Annotated in this window: 16 protein-coding genes and 1 tRNA gene; 6 read left to right on the top strand and 11 right to left on the bottom strand. The window is 74.4% G+C overall.

Going from position 1 to position 17,467, the window contains the following annotated elements; genetic code table 11:
- The first annotated feature begins 130 nt into the window (after positions 1 to 130).
- The gene (locus AC07FV_RS01585; RefSeq protein WP_479083865.1) at positions 131 to 649 is read left to right on the top strand and encodes an HAD domain-containing protein; all 519 of its coding nucleotides are present in this window, start codon (positions 131 to 133) and stop codon (positions 647 to 649) included.
- 82 nt (positions 650 to 731) lie between these two features.
- Here the strand turns inward: AC07FV_RS01585 and AC07FV_RS01580 are convergent, their stop codons facing one another.
- The 4 genes from AC07FV_RS01580 to AC07FV_RS01565 form a co-directional block, all read right to left on the bottom strand.
- A complete protein-coding gene (locus AC07FV_RS01580) occupies positions 732 to 2,141 on the bottom strand; it encodes a Cys-Gln thioester bond-forming surface protein (protein WP_479083863.1) in 1,410 nt (469 codons plus the stop codon).
- Between the two features lie 261 nt (positions 2,142 to 2,402).
- Positions 2,403 to 2,870: a single-stranded DNA-binding protein gene (locus tag AC07FV_RS01575; RefSeq protein ID WP_479083862.1), complete on the bottom strand. Its 468-nt coding sequence runs from the start codon at positions 2,868 to 2,870 to the stop codon at positions 2,403 to 2,405.
- A gap of 245 nt (positions 2,871 to 3,115) precedes the next feature.
- Positions 3,116 to 5,197: a GTPase gene (locus tag AC07FV_RS01570; RefSeq protein ID WP_479083860.1), complete on the bottom strand. Its 2,082-nt coding sequence runs from the start codon at positions 5,195 to 5,197 to the stop codon at positions 3,116 to 3,118.
- 414 nt (positions 5,198 to 5,611) lie between these two features.
- Positions 5,612 to 7,219 carry a dynamin family protein gene (locus tag AC07FV_RS01565; protein ID WP_479083858.1) on the bottom strand — a complete coding sequence of 536 codons (1,608 nt, stop codon included), beginning with the start codon at positions 7,217 to 7,219 and terminating at the stop codon, positions 5,612 to 5,614.
- A 330-nt stretch (positions 7,220 to 7,549) separates the two neighbouring features.
- On the opposite strand from AC07FV_RS01565, the gene AC07FV_RS01560 reads away from it, so the two are divergent.
- Together AC07FV_RS01560 and AC07FV_RS01555 are read left to right on the top strand one after the other, a co-directional pair.
- Positions 7,550 to 7,625, top strand: a tRNA-Arg gene (locus tag AC07FV_RS01560).
- A 30-nt stretch (positions 7,626 to 7,655) separates the two neighbouring features.
- Complete coding sequence (locus AC07FV_RS01555; protein ID WP_479083856.1) at positions 7,656 to 8,675, top strand: D-2-hydroxyacid dehydrogenase family protein; 1,020 nt, start codon at positions 7,656 to 7,658, stop codon at positions 8,673 to 8,675.
- Here the strand turns inward: AC07FV_RS01555 and AC07FV_RS01550 are convergent.
- The gene (locus AC07FV_RS01550; protein WP_479083855.1) at positions 8,633 to 9,217 is read right to left on the bottom strand and encodes a DUF2087 domain-containing protein; all 585 of its coding nucleotides are present in this window, start codon (positions 9,215 to 9,217) and stop codon (positions 8,633 to 8,635) included. The two genes, AC07FV_RS01555 and AC07FV_RS01550, sit on opposite strands and share 43 nt — an antisense overlap.
- A gap of 339 nt (positions 9,218 to 9,556) precedes the next feature.
- Between AC07FV_RS01550 and AC07FV_RS01545 the strand changes: the two genes are divergently transcribed.
- A complete protein-coding gene (locus AC07FV_RS01545) occupies positions 9,557 to 9,853 on the top strand; it encodes a chaplin (protein ID WP_479083854.1) in 297 nt (98 codons plus the stop codon).
- A gap of 84 nt (positions 9,854 to 9,937) precedes the next feature.
- Here AC07FV_RS01545 and AC07FV_RS01540 read toward each other — a convergent pair whose 3' ends face one another.
- The 6 genes from AC07FV_RS01540 to chpG form a co-directional block, all read right to left on the bottom strand.
- Positions 9,938 to 10,804: a tyrosinase family protein gene (locus tag AC07FV_RS01540; protein ID WP_479083852.1), complete on the bottom strand. Its 867-nt coding sequence runs from the start codon at positions 10,802 to 10,804 to the stop codon at positions 9,938 to 9,940.
- On the bottom strand, positions 10,788 to 11,315 hold the full coding sequence (locus AC07FV_RS01535) for a tyrosinase family oxidase copper chaperone (RefSeq protein WP_479083851.1): 528 nt from the start codon (positions 11,313 to 11,315) through the stop codon (positions 10,788 to 10,790). Before AC07FV_RS01535 ends, AC07FV_RS01540 begins: the two co-directional genes overlap by 17 nt.
- A gap of 256 nt (positions 11,316 to 11,571) precedes the next feature.
- A complete protein-coding gene (locus AC07FV_RS01530) occupies positions 11,572 to 12,087 on the bottom strand; it encodes a hypothetical protein (protein WP_479083849.1) in 516 nt (171 codons plus the stop codon).
- A gap of 65 nt (positions 12,088 to 12,152) precedes the next feature.
- Positions 12,153 to 12,434, bottom strand: a complete 282-nt coding sequence (locus AC07FV_RS01525; RefSeq protein WP_383640740.1) for a hypothetical protein — start codon at positions 12,432 to 12,434, stop codon at positions 12,153 to 12,155.
- Positions 12,435 to 12,791: 357 nt separating this feature from the next.
- Positions 12,792 to 13,532: a hypothetical protein gene (locus AC07FV_RS01520; RefSeq protein ID WP_479083848.1), complete on the bottom strand. Its 741-nt coding sequence runs from the start codon at positions 13,530 to 13,532 to the stop codon at positions 12,792 to 12,794.
- A gap of 271 nt (positions 13,533 to 13,803) precedes the next feature.
- The gene (gene chpG, locus AC07FV_RS01515; RefSeq protein WP_271415965.1) at positions 13,804 to 14,043 is read right to left on the bottom strand and encodes a chaplin ChpG; all 240 of its coding nucleotides are present in this window, start codon (positions 14,041 to 14,043) and stop codon (positions 13,804 to 13,806) included.
- 390 nt (positions 14,044 to 14,433) lie between these two features.
- Here chpG and AC07FV_RS01510 point away from each other — a divergent pair, with 390 nt between their 5' ends.
- Together AC07FV_RS01510 and AC07FV_RS01505 are read left to right on the top strand one after the other, a co-directional pair.
- Complete coding sequence (locus tag AC07FV_RS01510) at positions 14,434 to 16,023, top strand: glycosyltransferase (protein WP_479083847.1); 1,590 nt, start codon at positions 14,434 to 14,436, stop codon at positions 16,021 to 16,023.
- Entirely contained in the window at positions 16,020 to 17,465 is a 1,446-nt protein-coding gene (locus tag AC07FV_RS01505; protein ID WP_479083846.1) for an exopolysaccharide biosynthesis polyprenyl glycosylphosphotransferase, read from the top strand. The genes AC07FV_RS01510 and AC07FV_RS01505 overlap by 4 nt, the downstream gene beginning before the upstream one ends.
- The last annotated feature ends 2 nt before the right edge of the window (positions 17,466 to 17,467 follow it).

Raw genomic sequence — 17,467 nt, 5'->3', positions numbered from 1 at the left:
TCTGGGCGGGCGGCCGACGGTCGTCCGTCACTGCCGGTCGCCGTCGATCGGCCTCGGGCTCCCTCGCACGGTCCAGGGACGGTGCAGCCGAGGATGCCGCTCCCCCGCCGCGCGGCGTTACGGTGCTGCCGTGACCAGCTCAGCGGAGCGCCCTCTCCTCTTCCTCGACGTGGACGGCCCACTGATCCCGTTCGGGTCTTCGGCCGACCGGAAGGAGGTCACTGCCGCCTCCTCGACGACCGCTGACCAGGGGAACCCGTTGCTCCCCCGGCTCGACCCCGGCATCGGGGAGCGCCTCGTCGCTCTGGGCTGCCGGCTCGTCTGGGCGACGACCTGGATGGAAGAGGCGAACGAAGTCATCGCCCCGCGCATCGGCCTGCCGAGGCTGCCGGTGCTGGAGTGGCCGGACGCGGTCGCGGGAGAAACGCCGCGGGGACTCCACTGGAAGACGCGCCCCATGGTCGAGTGGGCCGGCGGTCGACCCTTCGTCTGGGTCGACGACGAGATCAGCGCGGTGGACCGCCTCTGGGTCGACGCCGGGCACCCCGGGCCTTCACTCCTGCACCAGGTCGATCCGGCCAAGGGCCTCAGTGACGCCGACTTCTGCACGCTCGCCGGATGGCTCGATGCACAAGGCCATCCGACGTAGGAGGCTGCCTGTACTCGAGGCGGGACGAAGCACCGTCGTGCTCAGGGCTCCGCGCGCCTTCGGGAGCCCCGGCGGCCTCGTGTCAGCGGGAGGCGTTCTTCCGGGTGATCACGGTCAGGGTCGTGCCGCCGGCGATGAGCAGGACCAGGGCCAGGCCGCCGATCAGGGGGGTCAGTTCGGAGCTGCCGGTCTCGGCGAGGTTGGGGTTCGGGGTGGGCGTGGGGGTGGTCACCGTCGTGGGGGCCGGCCGGCCGAGGGTGTGGGTGGCGTCCGCGAGTGCGGCGCTCTGGGTGCGGCAGTCGAGGACGCCGCTGAAACGCTGCTCGAAGCCGGCCGGGCCGCGGATGGTGAAGTCGTACGCCCTGTCCTCCGGAAGCGGGACGGTCACCGTCCGGGACTCGCCGGGCGCGATGGTGTGCTCGCTGTCGAGCAGCTCGAAGGTGAAGGGCTCGTCGCCCTCGTTGGCCGCGGTGATGTCCAGGGCGCCCTCGGCGCAGTTCTTCCTGGCGGAGAGGGCGGGTATCGCGCCCTGGTCGGCCCAGGTGGCGCTCGCCGTCGCGGCGACCGTCGACTCGCTGGAGCCGGCCAGGATCTGCGTCTGGCTGCGGCTCTCCGAGGCGAAGGCGCGGCCGACCGGCACTGTCGTGGAGGCCTGGACCGTCAGTTCGGCGGTGCCGGCCGCCGCGTCCTTCGGCACGTCGAAGAAGATCTGGGTGCCGTCGGTGACGGACGTGACGGGCTCGCCCTTCTTGTCGACGATCCGCACCCCGCCCGCCGTGGCGTCCACCGGGGGCGTGACCGTCGCGCCGCCCGCGTTGGTGCGCACCGTCACCGGGCCGATCCGCTCCCCGGGCCGGCCGGATACCGCGGGCGGGTCCAGGGTGAGCGACGCCTTGGGCTCCGTGAGAAGACGGGCCTTCTTCTCCAGGTAGTCGGCGAGCCGCTCGGCCTGAGGGTCGACGGCCTCGACGTCCGCCCGGTCCGAGTGGCGCCAGATGGCCACCTGCGTGCCGGCCGCCGCGTCCTGCTCGGTGAGCCCGCCGCGGACACCGGCCTTCTTAGCCAGTGCGGCGAGGTCGTTGACCTGGGGGTAGGAGTTCTGAAGGATCCAGCGGATGCGGCCGGCGTCCTTGTTGGTGCCCAGCGACGTGCCGCTCCAGGGCGTCTCGTGGTACTTGGCGTCCTTCTGCGTCGGGTTCTGGATGTCGACGCAGTACGTCTGGAGCATGCCGCCGCCCTCGACGGACATCTCGAAGAGGCCGGCCGACACCTCCTGGTCCCCGGTGTCCCCGTGGATGACCGCGGTGCCGTACGTCTTGAGGCCGCCTATGGTGGCCGTCGCCCCGCCCTGCCCCTGTCCCGCATCCTGGGCGGCGGCCGGGGCGGCGCCGGTCGTCACTCCGGCGGCGGCGAGCGCGGACACCAGCGCCGCGGCGGCGAGACGTGCCGCCCCTCGGCCGGGCAGAGACAGCGCGGTGAGCGAAGAAAACACCAAATTCCCCTTCGAGCAGGACCCGTTGGCGTGGGGGGCACGGTCCCACCAGCAGAATCAGCAGCCCCATAGGGCTCGTTCGGCATCCTAAGGACCTAACGCACCGTGCCTGCCGGGGATGTTCGCCCACGCGTTGATCCGACTCGGAATCGTTATCCCCGGCAGGGCTGTGAGCAGGGCTTATCGACAAATCCACCCGGCTTTGCCTGGGCGTGTTCGTCGATAAGCCGCACTTCGGTCACTTCCGGCGGAACGGCGTCATCAGGCCACCGCGACAGGCTCCGGTCGCTGTTCGGGGGGCGGTGCGGCCGACTCCGCGGCCGGTGTCTCCCAGTTGGGCTCCGGCTGCGGTGGGGAGCCCGCCGTCTCCGCCCGGCCGGTGCGCCGGAACGCGGCCGTGCCGCGCGCGAGGTCGTGGCCGATCGCCACCGCGTCGATGTCCGCCGACGTCCAGTTCTGCCCCTCGCGCACGTCCGTGCGCACCTTCAGCCGGCCCTGGACGACGACGGGGTCGCCCACCGTCAGCGACGCCGAGGCGTTGGTGGCGAGTTGCCGGTTGGCCCACACCGTGAAGAAGTTGGTGTGACCGTCCGTCCACGCGCTCTTCTCGCGGTCCCAGTACCGCGCGGTGACCGCCAGCCGGAACCGTGCGGAAGCGCCGTTCGCCAGGTCCCGGAAGACCGGTTGGGTCGCCACGTTGCCCACGGCGCAGATCATCGTCTCGTTCATCGCGAGTCCTCCCTTGCGCACGGGCACCTCCCGTGCGGCTGCGTCCGGCGCGGCGGCGTCACATCCCCGTACACCGCCGCACCCCGGGCCGACCGCGTCCGTCGCGATGGCCACAGGGCCAGACTGCATCCGCTCGGGCCGGTCCCGCCGAGGCCTGTGGACCGCCTCCGGACCTGTGGAGAACTCCGTCACTCTTTCGGGAGAACCACTCCCGGCGGGCCCTGCCCCCCCGAGGCCCGTCCCTCCTACCTGGCCACGGCTCCCACCCCGGTGACCCGCCCGTACTGCTCACGCACTTCCCGGTACCGCAGCAGTTCCGCCGCGAGCGGATCGAGTACCCGGGCCCGGCCGCACCCCGCGGCGGCCTCCCGCAGCAGGCGTTCCGCCTCGTGGCCGTAGCGCCGTGCGGGTCCGCGGGCCGCGATGCGGCAGCTCCACTCGATGAGGGGGCCGCCGATGATGCCGGCCAGCATCAGGAGCACCGGCACGCCCAGGTTCGGCGCCACGAAGCCGATGATCTGGGCCAGCAGCCACAGTCCGCCCACCACTTGGAGCAACGTCATCGAGGCCTGGGCCAGCACGGCCGCCGGCCACCAGCCCGGCCGCGGTGGACGCCCCGGCGGCGTCCCGGTGCGCACCGCCAGTTCGTCGAGGGCCTCGGGCAGTCCCTGGGCGCCGCGGACGGCGGCCTCGCGCATCGCCTGCGCCCAGGGCGCCGGCAGCCCGGCCGACGCCCGGTCGGACACCGTGCGCACCGCCTGTTCGACGCGCTGACGGGCCGTGGCCTCCTCGTCCGCCTGGGCACGCGACGGGAGCCGGCCCGTGGTGGGCTCGCGCCGGTCGTCGTACCAGCGCCACAGCCGCAGCCAGGGCGTGCCGCACGCGCGGTTGGCGTTGCGCAGCCAGGCGCGCTCGGCCGCCTCCCCCGCCGCCGTGGCGCCCACGGCGTCCGCGAGCCGGTCGGCGAACTCCTCCCTCGCCTCCTCGCTGAGACCGGTGCGCCGGCCGGTGACGTACACGGGACGCAGGCGCCAGGCGGCGGCGTCCACGTCGGCGGAGATGCGGCGCGCCGGGGCCTGCCGCTCGGCGACGAACTGTCCGAGCACCTCGCGCAGTTCGCCGACGCCGTCCCCGGTGAGCGCGGACAGGGCGAGGACCGTGGCCCCGGGCTCGCCGTGCTCGCCGAGCGCGATGCCGTCCTCGTCGAGCAGCCGCCGCAGGTCGTCGAGGACCTGTTCGGCGGCCTCCCCGGGCAGCCGGTCGACCTGGTTGAGGACGACGAACGTGACCTCGGCGTGGCCCGCCATCGGGCGCAGATAGCGCTCGTGGAGCATGGCGTCGGCGTACTTCTCCGGGTCGACGACCCAGATGACCGCGTCGACGAGCTTCAGGATGCGGTCCACCTGCTCGCGGTGCTGCACGGCCGCCGAGTCGTGGTCCGGCAGGTCGATCAGGACCAGCCCGCGCAGCGGCGATTCGGCGTCCGGGTGCTGCAACGGGCGGCGGCGGAGCCGGCCGGGGATGCCGAGGCGGTCCAGGAGGCTGGCCGCGCCGTCGCTCCAACTGCACGCGATGGGCGCTGCGGTGGTCGGCCGGCGCACGCCCGTCTCGGAGATCGGCACCCCGGCGAGCGTGTTGAACAACTGCGACTTGCCACTGCCGGTCGCGCCCGCGAGGGCGACGACGGTGTGCTGACCGGAGAGCCTGCGCCGCGCGGCGGCCTCGTCCAGGACCCGGCCGGCCTCCGCCAGCGTCCCGCTGTCCAGCCGGGTACGGGAGAGGCCCACCAGTTCGCGCAGGGCGTCGAGCCGCGACCTGAGCTGCCCGTCGTAGGCCAGGGGCATCAGGGCGGCGGCGGAACCGGAGGGCCTGCCCGGCATGACGGTGTACTGATCCGGCGTGCTGTTCTCGTCCACCCGCCGCGCGATCAGACCGTCGCCCCAGGCACCGTCACCGTCCCCGGCACCGGACGAGCCGCCGGCCGCCCGCTCCGCACCTCCCGCACGCTCCGCACGCTGCACGTCTCCCGCACGCTCGCTGCCCGCCGCCCCCGCCCCGCGGTCGCGGGCCTCCGCACGGCCGCGTTCCTCCCTGCGGGGCTGATCAGCCGCTCGGCGCCGGTCGGCCACGTCTCCTCCGCGTTCCGGGCGTTCCGCGCCCCTGCCCTTCCTGAAGTCCCCGTCCCGCCCGGGCCTCTCCTGCCGGTCACGCCCCCGGTCCGGCTCCCGTTCCCGGTCACGCGCTCGGTCCGGCTCCCGTTCCCGGTCACGCGCCCGGCCCTGCTCCCGCTCCCGGTCCGTACGGCGGGACTCCCCGGCGTCCTTCACGCGCGCGAGGAGGCCGCGTGCGCGGTCGCCCCCGCGCTCGAACGGGCGGGGCCTTCGCCCGGCGTCCCCGGGGGTGTCCGCCCGCGGACCGTCCTCGGCGGACCGTTCCGGATCCCGGCCGTCACCTGCCGGGACGGCGTCCGCCCGGTCCTCGCGGCCCGTTCGGCCGGCCCGGCGCCCCGGGCGATCCACCTCGTCCGGTCGACCCGTACGGTCTGCTCGGTCTGCTCGGTCTGCTCGGTCTGCTCGCTCTGCTCGCTCTGCTCGATCTGCTCGGTCCGTACGGTCTGCTCGGTCCGTCTCGCCCGTTCGGGTCATCTCGCCCGTTCGGGCCGCCTCCTCCGGCCGGCCCGCCTCCTCCGGCGTGTCATGGGTGTGCTCGGTGGGGTCCTGGTCAGTGACGGCGGTCACCGGTCACCTCTCCTTCTGCAGTACGGACAGCGCGGCGATGAGTTCGGCCTGGGGCTCGGGATGGACCTCCAGCCCGTCGAGCGGTGCCAGCCGGCGTTCGCGCTCGACGTGCACGACCCGGTCCACGCAGTCGTCGAGCAGGCGTCCGCCCCGGTCCCGCAACCGCAGCGCGCCATGGGCGCCGATGCGTTCGGCAAGCCCCTCCCCCGCGCTGCGCGCCCGGCGCCCGCCGAGCAGCACCGTGGCGACCAGAGCGGTGACCGCACCGGGGTCCGGCGCCAGGTTCCGGTCCAGTCGGCGCACCTCCTCCTCGGCGTACTCCTCCAGCTCCCGACGCCACCGCCGCACCGCCATCCCGATACGGTGCTCGGCGCCCTCCGGCGCGGAGTCGTGGCCGGTGAGTTCCGGGGCGGTGGCCGCGGGCTCGCCCCGCCATGCCTCGTCGACGCGTTCGTCGGCGGCGGTGACGGCGCACAGCAGCAGGGCGCTCAGGCTCTCCACCAGCGAGTCGAGAAGCTCCTCCGGGGAGCAGTCCAGGGGGAAGGCACGCCACCGCTTGAGCGCGTCCCCGGCGAGCACGGCGCCCGCCTGCAACCGCCCCCGTACGCGCGCGTGCTCGCCGTCGTAGGCACCGTCGACGGCCGCGGTGAGGCGCAGCGCGGCGGAGTACTGCGCGGCGGCCGCTCCGGCCAGTTCGGGCATCCGGGACTTGAGCGAGTCCAGGATGCCGTGCGCGGTACGGGCCATGGCGTGGTGCCGGGCGTCGAGGTCCTGCGCCCGGTGGACGAGCCAGGCCCGCAGCGGGGCGACCGCGCTGGCCGGCAGCAGCCCCCCGCCCCAGGCCGACTCGGGCAGCTCGGGGACGGTGAAGCGGGGGACCTCGCCCAGCCCGGCCTTGGCGAGCAGCGCCCCGTACTGCCGTGACACCTCGGACACCACCTGGTGGGGCACCCGGTCGAGCACGGTGACCAGGGTGGCGTCGTACTCCTTGGCGGTGCGCAGCAGATGCCAGGGCACCGCGTCGGCGTAGCGGGCGGCCGTGGTGACCATCACCCAGATGTCGGCCGCGCAGATCAGCTCGGCCGCGAGGACGCGGTTGTCGGCGACGAGGGAGTCGATGTCCGGCGCGTCGAGGAGGGCGATGCCGGGGGGCAGGCTGTCGGCGGTCTCCACCCGCAGTACGCGCGCGGGGCTCTCCCCCGGCAGCAGCAGGTCGTCGTCCTGCTCCCGGTGGGGCACCCACACGCGCGTCAGGTCGGGCAGCACCCGCATGCCGCTGAACCAGTGGTGGTCCTCCGGATGGCACACGAGCACCGGCGTGCGGGTGGTCGGCCGCAGCACGCCCGCCTCGCTGACCCGCCGGCCCACCAGGGAGTTCACCAGGGTGGACTTCCCGGCGCCGGTGGAGCCGCCCACGACGGCCAGCAGGGGCGCTTCGGGGTCCTTCAACCGGGGCACCAGGTAGTCGTCGAGCTGGGCGAGGAGTTCGTCGCGGTTGGCACGCGCGCGTGGGGCCCCCGCCAGGGGCAGCGGGAAGCGTGCGGCCGCGACACGGTCGCGCAGGGCGGAGAGTGCGTCGAGCAGCTGAGGCCGTACGTCCAAGGTCACCACATGTGAAGAATGCCCAATTTTAGGGGAATTCTGAAGCATATGCGCATGATGAGTATGTCCGCGCGCCGACCGGACACTCCGGACGGAAGGGATTACCGGGGCGCAAGGACAGTCCAGGCATAACGAGTGCACAACACCCGATGCGCGGGACGCCAAAAGCGATGCACGATTCGTACCTGCCTGCGATTATCAGGACCGCTTCACCGAACCTCCACATCGAGCCACGGAGGCGAAGCAGCAGGGACACGGAGCCGGGAGCCCTATCCTTGTCCCCGGCAACGTCGCGGAACAGCCCACACCCGGGCACCGAGAACGAGGCCACCACACCAGGCCCCCGTAGCTCAGTGGATAGAGCAGGCGCCTTCTAAGCGCTTGGCCGCAGGTTCGAGTCCTGCCGGGGGCGCCACTGCCCGTTGGGCGGGAGGGGCGGGACGACGTGCGACTGCGCTGCGCGGTGCTCGACGACTTCCAGCGCGTGGCGACCGCGATCGCCGACTGGTCGCCCGTCGCGGACGCCGTGGACGTCGTGTCCTTCGACACCCACCACCCCGACGAGGAGACCCTCGCCGCGGCCCTCGCCGACATCGACATCGTGGTCACCCTGCGGGAACGCGTACCGTTTCCCGGGTCGCTGATCGCCCGCCTGCCCCGGCTGAAACTGATCGTCGCCTCCGGCATGCGCAACAGCGTCATCGACTACGCCGCGGCCGAGGCGCACGGCGTCACCGTCTGCGGTACGGCCTCCTCCTCGACGCCGCCCGTCGAACTGACCTGGGCCCTGCTGCTGGGCCTGGCCCGCGGTCTCGTCCAGGAGAGCAACGCGCTGCGCGAGGGCGGCCCCTGGCAGCAGACGGTGGGGGCCGACCTGCACGGCCGGCGGCTCGGTCTGCTGGGTCTCGGGAAGATCGGCAGCCGGGTGGCGCGCGTCGGGCTCGCCTTCGGCATGCGGGTGAGCGGATGGAGCCAGAACCTCACCCGCGAGCGCGCCGACGAGGTCGGGGTCGAACTCGCCCCCTCCAAGGAGGAGCTGCTGCGCACCGCCGACTTCGTCTCCGTCCACCTGGCGCTCGGCGACCGCACCCGCGGACTGCTCGGCGCCGCCGAGCTGGCCCTGCTCAAGCCGACCGCCTACCTGGTCAACACCTCGCGCGCGGCGATCGTCGACCAGGACGCCCTGCTCGCCGCACTGCACGAGGGCCGTATCGCGGGCGCGGGCGTCGACGTCTTCGACACCGAGCCGCTGCCCGCCGGCCACCCGATGCGCACCGCCCCGCGCCTGCTCGCGACCCCGCACCTCGGATACGTCTCGCAGGCGAACTACGCCACGTACTACGGCCAGGCGGTCGAAGCGGTCCAGGCCTACCTCGCGGGTTCGCCCGTACGGCGGCTGCCCGCCTCCGGCACGCCGGACGTTCAGGCGGTGCCCGCCCGGTCGGACCGCGCCGGACGCCAGTAGGTCCCACCGCTGCGGCGCAGGTGGCCCAGGTCCACCAGGTGGCGCCGGAGCGTCACATGGTCGACGTCGCCCTCCTCGCACCAGGCGCGCAGCTTCTCGTCGACCGTGCGCTCCGGATACTCCGCGCCGGGCACGAAGGTCTGCTCGGCGATGTGCCGCAGCACCACCTTCTTCCGCGTCCAGCGCGCGGGCAGGCGTACCAGCCGCCCGTCCTTCACGAACGTCCGCACGATCATGCCGGCCCGGTCGTCCTCCGCCCCCGGGCCACCGGTGGCCGGTGCCGTGGACCGGGCCTCCTCCCGGGCCAGTTCCCTGAAGCGGTCGTGGGCGACGACGAGTTGACCGTCGCCCCCGGAGATCACCACGCCCTGCTCGCGCAGGCGGCGCAGCGCGGCGGAGGCGTCCCGCACCGACAGGCCGGCCGCGGCCGCCACCTGTGCGGCACTGCCCGCGCCCAGCGCCACGGCCGCGAAGGCGCGCACCCGCCCCTCCTCGGCGAACAGGCCGGGCAGCGCGGCCAGAGCGGCCCGGGCGGACGGCACGGACTCCCGGAACGGCGGGAACGGCTCGGACGGCGGGGATGACGGGGATGACGGCGACGGCACAGGCGCCTCGGACGTCGCGGATCGGTCGGATCGGTCGGGTCGGTCGGGTCGGTCGGGTCGGTCGTTCACCATGCCGGGAGGCTAGTGGACGGCCCCGTGCCGCGTGGAGCGGTTTTCCCGCCCCCCGGCGCCGGCGCGCCGCTCCTCCGGAGCCCCCTGTTCAAAAAGGGTGATCCTCACATTCCCCCCGTGTCCCCTCTCCGACCTGCTGCGTTGAACCGGAAGTGCGGTGGCACGTCCCGCTGCCGTGCTCCCCGAGTCATAAAGGAGAACGTGATGTCTCGCATCGCGAAGGCCGCCGGCGTCGTACTCGGCGCCGGTGCCGTCGTGCTCAGCGGCACCGGCCTGGCCATGGCGGACGCGGGCGCCGAGGGCGCGGCCATTGGTTCGCCCGGTGTCCTGTCCGGCAACGTCGTCCAGGTCCCGGTGAACGTGCCGATCAACGTCTGCGGCAACACGATCAACGTGATCGGCCTGCTGAACCCGGCCTTCGGCAACGCCTGCGAAAACGGCGACGACAAGAAGAGCGACAAGCACGGCGACGACGGCAAGAACAGCGGCTACGGCAGCTGACCCTGCGGTCACCGAGGAGCCCCGGCCGTCCGGCCGGGGCTCCTCCCGTTCCTCCTGCCGCTCCTCCCGTTCCTCCGGCCCCGTTCAGGCGTACCGGTAGATCCGGCTGACGTCCTCCAGCTCGTCCGGCGTCACGTCCCACGGCGGCAGCTTCTCGTGCCGCGCGACGATCCGCCCGTGCTGCGCGCCGCCCCGGCCGGGCGGTTCGGCGGGCAGGTAGCGGGCCCCGCGGTGCCGGGCCTGCCAGCGGGACCACAGGAGGTCCACGAAGGCGTGGTGCAGCCAGAACACCGGGTCGTTGACGGAGGCCCCGCCGACCATGGCCCCGCCGACCCAGCGGTGCACGCGGTTGTGGTTGCGCCAGGAGACGCTGCCGCGGCCGGTCCCCCACCCCTCCAGCTTGTTGCGGAACCCCTTGCGCACCGTGGAGTCCCACGGCGCGGTGTCGTACACGGGGTCGCCGAGGGCCCACTCCAGGTCGCTCTTGGTGGGCAGCGCCAGGGGGTCGGCGGCCCGGCCGAGGTCCCGGGTGAGGTACTCGGTGTCGGTGACGTTCTCCTTGAGGGTCCAGTTGCCCTCGGCGTGGGCGAACGGCCCGGTGGTCACCCGGTGGTCGGAGCGCCGCCCGGTGCCGCCGAGCAGGTCGGCGGTCCAGGGCGCCGAGGAGGCGGTGCGGTCCTTCGTCCAGTCCCAGTAGGGCACGGTGACCGAGGCGTCGACCCGGCGCAGCGCCTCCTCCAGGTCCAGCAGGAACCGGCGGTGCCAGGGCAGGAAGGACGGCGCCATGTGCGCCGTACGGAGACCGTCCTCGCCGTCGGAGACGTAGTACTCGATGTGGGTGCGCACGAACTCGTCGTACTCGCCGCGCCTCTTGATCTCCAGCAGCGCCTTGACGAACCGTCGCCTCTCGGTGGCGGTGAGGGTGCTGACGTCCTTACGCGTGTACGCCATGGTGCCCCCCGGAGTGGTCCTGACCGGCGGCCGGGGTGTCGCGCAGGTGCTCGCCGGGGCCGAGTTCGTCGACGGCACCGCGCGCCGCGGCGAGGGGGGTGGGGTACGAGCGGTAGTGGTCGATCATGCTGAGCCAGCTGCCGTCGGCCCGGCGCATCAGGTGCAGTGGCCGGCCGTCCACGGTGACGTGCCAGGAGCCGGCGCCGACGGCGCGCCCCGCGGCGGACCGGATGCCGCGGATGCGGCGGCCGCGGTAGGTCTCGTCGAACGAGGCGCTGCCGGCCGGCTCCTCGGCGCGGGGCTCGGGGCGCGCGGGCTGCCCGGCCGCGCCGGTGGCGGAGGCTCGGAAGGGCCGGGAGGCGGCGACCAGGGGCGCGAGGCTAACGGCGAGCGCCGGGGCGAGCAGCCCCCGCATCATCTGCCGCCGTGTGCCGTGCGCCGGTCCGCCTCTCGCCGGGACGTCCGCCTCCCGCTCCGTGCCGCTCGGTGTTCCGCCCAGGTTGACGACCATGCTCGCTCCTCGTCCGGTTCGGTGATCCGTACCGGTAACCGAGCGGCGGGCCCCGCGGTCACCGCCCGCAGGGCCACACGAGGCACCGGACGCCGTGACGGAACGACCGGCGGTGCGCGAACGCCGTGCGCACCGGGTGCGCGGATGCCTCGTGCGCGCCGGTGCGTGGGAGCGGGTGGGCGAGGGGCCCGAGGGGTCGTGCGGGCGACGCGCGCGGGGCCCGTAGGGCTGGCGCGCGCGTGGGCCCGCGGCGGGGCTACAGTCCGGGGCCGACGCCCAGGTCGGCCGCGGGCACCGTCTGGACGACCGGGGTGAGGACGCCCGCCTGGGGCAGCTTGGCGGTCGGCAGGCCGAAGCCGCCGCCGTCGGGCGCGCTGAGCGGGGCGTCCAAGGAGAGACCCGGCGCCAGGGCGCGCAGCTCGGCGGCCGGGGCCTGGACGGCGGCGTGGTCGAATTCGTCCCCGAGGACCTGCGGCAAGGGCTGGCGCAGGTCGACCCCCGGCAGCCCGCTGCGTACCGGCAGCTGCGGAAGCGTCCGCTCCGGCAGCAGCCGGCCCTCGGCGTACCGCGGCCCCTCGGGCGCGCCCGCCGTCGGCACGGGCAGTTCGCCGGCCACGTCGGGCAGTTCCATGCCGAGCGCCGTCTCCGCACCGCCGAGCGGTACGGGCACGGGAATCGCGCCGGCCGCGACGGCGGGGGCCGCCGCTACGCCCACGGCGGCCGCCACACCGGTGACGACGGCGGCCAGGGTTCGTCTGGTGGTCGACTTCATGTCGGGCACGGTCCCTTTCATCAAGGCGAGAAGGAGAGCGGAAGAACGCGGTGGGGGAATGCGGGTCAGCCGCGCAGCGGAAGGCCGCCGAGCAGGCCGCCCTTGGAATTCAGCTGCGTGGTCGCGCCCTTCACGGTGTGCAGCACGGAGTCCTTGTTCTCGGTGTCCAGCGCCTCCGACTGGTGCTTGAGCGGCATCACGTCGATGGGTTCGGCGGTGAGCGCGTTCACGGCGCCGTTGAGGCTGGTCGGCGTGAGGGCCTCGGCGTCGTAGGCGAACGCGGGCGCGGCGGAGCCGGCGGCGACCAGGGATCCGGCGACCACGGCGGCGGCCTTGAGGGACTTCATCGTGCTTCCTTTCTTCGGCGACCCGGTGACCCGGCGACCAGGCGGCCCGGAGACACCGGAGGACATGCTGACGCCGTGCCTAACGACCCGCACCGGGCCCGGAAACCCCGCCTCCGGAAGACATATGAGATCTCCGGAGACCCTCTCGGAAACCTCGGAGACCACCCGCGAAGACAATTACGACGACACCTACTACGGAACCCACTACGACATCCCTGACGACATCCACGACAACATCTGCGAAGACATCCCCGACGACATCCGACGACATCCGACGACATCCGCGACGGCAAAAGGAAAAGGGCCGTTGCGTCACCCCGGCGGGGATGGCGCAACGGCCCCTGGACTCCGTGGGCGTCAGGAGGGGTCGGCCGGCAGCGGGACGGCCGGGGCGGCGGCTTCCGGCGCGGCGGCGTCCGGGGCGCTCGGCAGGGCGGGCAGACCGGCCAGGTCGGCGGCGGGCAGGCCGCTGCCCACCAGCGTGGCGGCGACCACGTCGACAACGCCGTTCACCACTTCCTCGACGGCCGGGGTCACCTGTTCGGCGCTACCGGACGTGGTGGCCTGGATCAGGGCGTCGATCTGCTTCTGGAGGGCGGCGTGCGCGTCGGCGGCCAGGTCGTCGCCCACCGCGGCCCCGTCGCTGTCCGCCACGACGGGCGCCGGCAGCGTGACCGGCGCCCCGTCCTCCGGCGCGGTCACGACCGGCGGCTGGGCCGGGGTGCTCGTGCCGGGCGTCGTCGTACCCGGTGCGGTGGCCGTGTCGTCGGCGTCGAGGTCCGCCGCCTCCGCCTTGGCGAGGGCGTCCTTTACGGCGGCGGCGAACCCGTCCGCGTCCGTGTCGGAGAGCTGGCCGTCGTCGGCCTTGAGGACGGCGCCGAGCAGGTCGGTGACCGGCGTGAGCACTCCGCCCAAGCCCGCCAGGCTGCCGACCTGGTCCTGGAGTTCCTCCACGTCGGCGAGGGGGGCGCGGGACGCCGCGTGGGTGCGTTCCCGGACCGAGTCGCCATCGGCCGCCATCACCGCCGGGCCGGAGAGACCGATCAGGAGACCTGCGGTGAGGGCGGTGGTGGCGATTCGCCGTGCGGGCAGACGCATGGGGGTTCCTTTCGGTGGTGCGTCGGATCTTGTGCCCACCGTGGAATTGACCGTGGCGCTCTGCAACCGTTCCACTACGCACCGCGCTCACCCGTGACCCTCGGGGTCGGCGTCGTCCCTGGTGGGACGCCGTGTCAAGGTCCCGCGGCCGTGTCGCCGCCCGCACCCTCCATTCGGGGGCGCACACCGCCGTCCGTGCGGCAACGCGAACCGGCCGCCCGCTCGCGGAGGAACCGCGGCGGACGGCCGGCCATGGGGTTCGAGTCGACGGTCAGTCGTTCTCGCACTCGTTGCCGAACGCCGGGTTCAGCAGGCCGATGATGTCGATGGTGTTGCCGCAGACGTTGACCGGGATGTGGACCGGGACCTGCACGACGTTGCCCGACAGCACGCCCGGGGAGTGGGCGGCGGCGGCCTGCGCGCCGGCGTCGGCGGCGGCGACACCGGCGGTGCCCGCCACCGCGGCGGCGGCGACGGAGGTCAGGGCCAGGCCCTTCGCGATACGCGACATGGAGAGGTGCTCCTTGGGGGTTGACACAAACATCCGGGCGGGTGCCCGGCGCAGTGTCAACGCGTGGCACGCACGCGAGTTGTGCCGCCGAAAGGGTGATGTCGCCCGGGCCCGGCGTTCACGGACCCGACACACATGCCCGGTTTCACCGTATTAGTACGGATAGCGGCTAGAGTTCCGCACCATCCGACGCATCCCTGTCGCACCATGTGCGGGACTTCGGCCGAGGGCGCTCCACGAGAACTCCGAACGCGGCGGTGACCAGCCGGACTTCCGGCTCGTTTCCCAGGAGACGCGGCGTGCGCCGGTGTACGCCGCGTCGCGGTCGGCGCCTGCGATGAGACGCGTTCCCGCCCGTCCCGAGCATTTTCCGTGAGCGAGGAAACGCGTATGCACCTGCCACCGACCGACGCCCGGCCGCGGGTCCTGCACGTCACCCAGCCGGTGGACGGCGGGGTCGCCCGTGTCGTGACGGACCTGACGCGGGCCCAGCTCGCCGCCGGTCTGCGTGTCGCGGTCGCCTGTCCGGACGGGGACCTCGCGGACCGGCTCCGCTCGCTCGGCGCCGACGTGCGGCACTGGCCGGCGACGCGATCGCCGGGCCCGGCCCTGGCCTCGGAGGTACGGCGGCTCGCCCGGGTGGTCCGGGAGGTCCGGCCCGACCTGGTGCACGCGCACAGCGCGAAGGCCGGCCTCGCGGGACGGCTCGCCGTACGTGGACGGGTCCCGACCGTGTTCCAGCCGCACGCCTGGTCGTTCGAGGCGGTCGACGGGGTGGCCGCGGCCCTGGCGCTCGGCTGGGAGCGGTGGGGCGCGCGGTGGGCGGCGCGGACGGTGTGCGTCAGCGAGGCGGAGCGGCTGCGGGGCGTGCGGGCCGGGATCCACGGACGGTGGTCGGTGATCCCGAACGGCATCGACGTCGACCGCTTCGGTCCAGGCGACGGGGCCGAGCGGGCGCCGGTGACCAAGGCGACCCAGATGGCCGATGCGGCGCGAGCGGTCGAGGCGACCCAGGCGGCCGATGCGGCGCGAGCGGTCGATACGACCCAGGCGGCCGATGCGGCGCGGGTGACCGATGATGCGGCGCGGGCGACGGGCGGTCCGGACGCCCCGCTGGTCGTCTGCGTGGGACGGCTGTGCCGGCAGAAGGGCCAGGACGTCCTGCTGGCCGCCTGGGATGCGGTCCTCGCGCGGGTGCCCGGGGCCCGGCTGGTGCTGGTCGGCGACGGTCCGGACCGGGCACGGCTCACCGGGCGGGTCGCGGCGGGCCGGCCGGACGTCCCCGGGCCGACCCGGGACGACCGCGGGGCGGGCGGGGCGGACTCCGTGCTGTTCACGGGGGCCGTCGCGGACGTCGGGCCCTGGTACCGGGCCGCCGATCTGGTCGTCCTGCCGTCGCGCTGGGAGGGCATGGCACTGGCCCCCCTGGAGGCGATGGCCTGCGGGCGGCCCGTGGTGGTGACCGACGTGGACGGTGCCCGCGAGGGCCTGCCACCGGCTCTCGTACCGCACTGCGTGGTGCCGCCCGAGAACCCGGCGGCACTGGCCGACGCCGTGGCCCGGCTGCTGCTCGACGCTCCGCTGCGCGCGTCGCTCGGGCGCCGGGGTCGCGCGCACGTGCGGTCCACGCACGACGTACGGCACACGGCCGCGGCGGTCGCCGCGCTCTACGACGGCCTCCTCGCCGAGCGGGGCGGGGCGACCGGACCGCTCGCCGTCCACGGCGACCGACTGACCACGCCCGCACCGCACCACCCCGGCGGAAGGCCGGCCCTCAGCACGCACCCCCACCCCGTCCCCGGCACCCGGCCCGCACCCGCCGAACCCGACCCCCGAGGCACCCGGCCCGCACCGGCCGTGTCCCGCCTGCCCGGCAACCGGGCGACGCCCGCCGAGTCCCGCCTGCCCGGCGACGGGTCCGCAGCCGTGGGCCGGGCCGACGTCGCGCCCATCGAGTACAGGGAGCCCACCCACCCGTGACCGCGGAACGCACCGTCCCCAATCCCGCCGGCCAGCCGCGCGACCTCGGCTCCTCTCCCGTGTCGGTGCTGACGCGGCGCACCGGCGCACCGGGCTTCCGGTTCCCCGCCGGGCGGCCCGCACCGCGGCCCCGGTTCCCGCGTCGGCCGGACTCCCCGCTGCCGCTGCTCGTCGCGGACGGCGCGGCGGCCCTGCCGGGTGCGCTGGTCCTCACCGGCGCCCCGCACCCACCGCTGCTCACCGCGCTCCTGGTGGCCGGCTCGCTGCTGCTGCGCCCCCGCTCGGGCCCGCCCCGGCGCCTGCCGGGTGTCCTGGACGACCTGCCCGCGCTGTGCGGCCGTATCGCGGTGGTCTGGCTGGCGCTGGCCGCGCTCGTCGCGGCGTACGCCCCACCGCACGCGCTGTCCGCCCGCACCCTGCTCCTCGGCTTCCTCCTGCACGCCGTCTCCGGCTGCGCGGGCCGGGGCGTCGTGCACCGGCGGCGCCGTACCGAACTGCTGAACCATCCGCGCGCCGCCCTCGTCGTGGGCCCCGCGGCCACCGCGCACCGCGTGGCCTCGGCGGTCCTGCGCCACCCGCGCTGCGGGGTGCGGCCGGTCGGGATCGTCACCGACGACCCGGGCGGAGCGGCGTCGCTGCCCGTGCTGACCACGGGCGAGGAGGTGCGGCGGGCCGTCGTGCAGAACGGCGTGCGCGACGTCCTGGCGGACCCCTCGGTACGGGCCCTGCGGGGGCCCCTGCTGCGGACGCTGGCCGAATCGGGCTGCGCGGTGTGGGAGGTCGACGCGGACGCCCCCTCGTACGCGGGCCCGGACCGGCTCGCCGGGTTCCCCTGCCGGCGTCTGGAGGCGGGCCTGCGACGCCCGCGCAGCACCGGCAAGCGGGTGCTGGACGTGACGGTCTCCGGGGCGCTGTTGCTGCTGCTGAGCCCTCTGCTGCTGGCCTGCGCGGCGGCCCTGCGGATCATCAGCGGCCCGGGCGTCCTGTTCCGGCAGGAACGCGTCGGCAAGGACGGCAGGCCGTTCACGCTGCTGAAGTTCCGCACCCACCGGCCGGCCGACGAGCACGAGTCGGCGACCCGGTGGAGCGTGGCGGACGAGCGCCGGATGCCGTGGTTCTGCCGCTTCCTGCGCCGCACCTCCCTGGACGAGCTGCTCCAGCTGTGGAACGTCTTCCGGGGCGACATGAGCCTGGTCGGTCCGCGACCCGAACGGCCTTACTTCGTGGCGCAGTTCAGCCAGGCGCACCCCGGTTACGCCGCCCGCCACCGGGTGCCGGCCGGGATCACGGGCCTGGCGCAGATCCACGGGTTGCGCGGCGACACCTCCATCGAGGACCGGGCCCGCTTCGACAACGCCTACATCGACGACTGGTCCCTGTGGCAGGACGTGTGCATCCTGCTGCGCACGGCCGCGGCGCTCGTCCGTCCGACGGGAAGCTGAGC

Source organism: Streptomyces sp. NPDC045956, assembly GCF_056430705.1.
Note: the sequence above shows the minus strand (reverse complement) of the source record. Positions and strands in the feature narration are given on the sequence as shown.

What these genes read in the sequence shown, in the direction of transcription:
- AC07FV_RS01535 (WP_479083851.1), bottom strand. Translation starts at nt 11,315, where the DNA reads ATGGTCGTCAACCTGGGCGGAACACCGAGCGGCACGGAGCGGGAGGCG.
- AC07FV_RS01520 (WP_479083848.1), bottom strand. Translation starts at nt 13,532, where the DNA reads ATGCGTCTGCCCGCACGGCGAATCGCCACCACCGCCCTCACCGCAGGT.
- chpG (WP_271415965.1), bottom strand. Translation starts at nt 14,043, where the DNA reads ATGTCGCGTATCGCGAAGGGCCTGGCCCTGACCTCCGTCGCCGCCGCC.
- AC07FV_RS01540 (WP_479083852.1), bottom strand. Translation starts at nt 10,804, where the DNA reads ATGGCGTACACGCGTAAGGACGTCAGCACCCTCACCGCCACCGAGAGG.
- AC07FV_RS01525 (WP_383640740.1), bottom strand. Translation starts at nt 12,434, where the DNA reads ATGAAGTCCCTCAAGGCCGCCGCCGTGGTCGCCGGATCCCTGGTCGCC.
- AC07FV_RS01575 (WP_479083862.1), bottom strand. Translation starts at nt 2,870, where the DNA reads ATGAACGAGACGATGATCTGCGCCGTGGGCAACGTGGCGACCCAACCG.
- AC07FV_RS01545 (WP_479083854.1), top strand. Translation starts at nt 9,557, where the DNA reads ATGTCTCGCATCGCGAAGGCCGCCGGCGTCGTACTCGGCGCCGGTGCC.
- AC07FV_RS01530 (WP_479083849.1), bottom strand. Translation starts at nt 12,087, where the DNA reads ATGAAGTCGACCACCAGACGAACCCTGGCCGCCGTCGTCACCGGTGTG.
- AC07FV_RS01510 (WP_479083847.1), top strand. Translation starts at nt 14,434, where the DNA reads ATGCACCTGCCACCGACCGACGCCCGGCCGCGGGTCCTGCACGTCACC.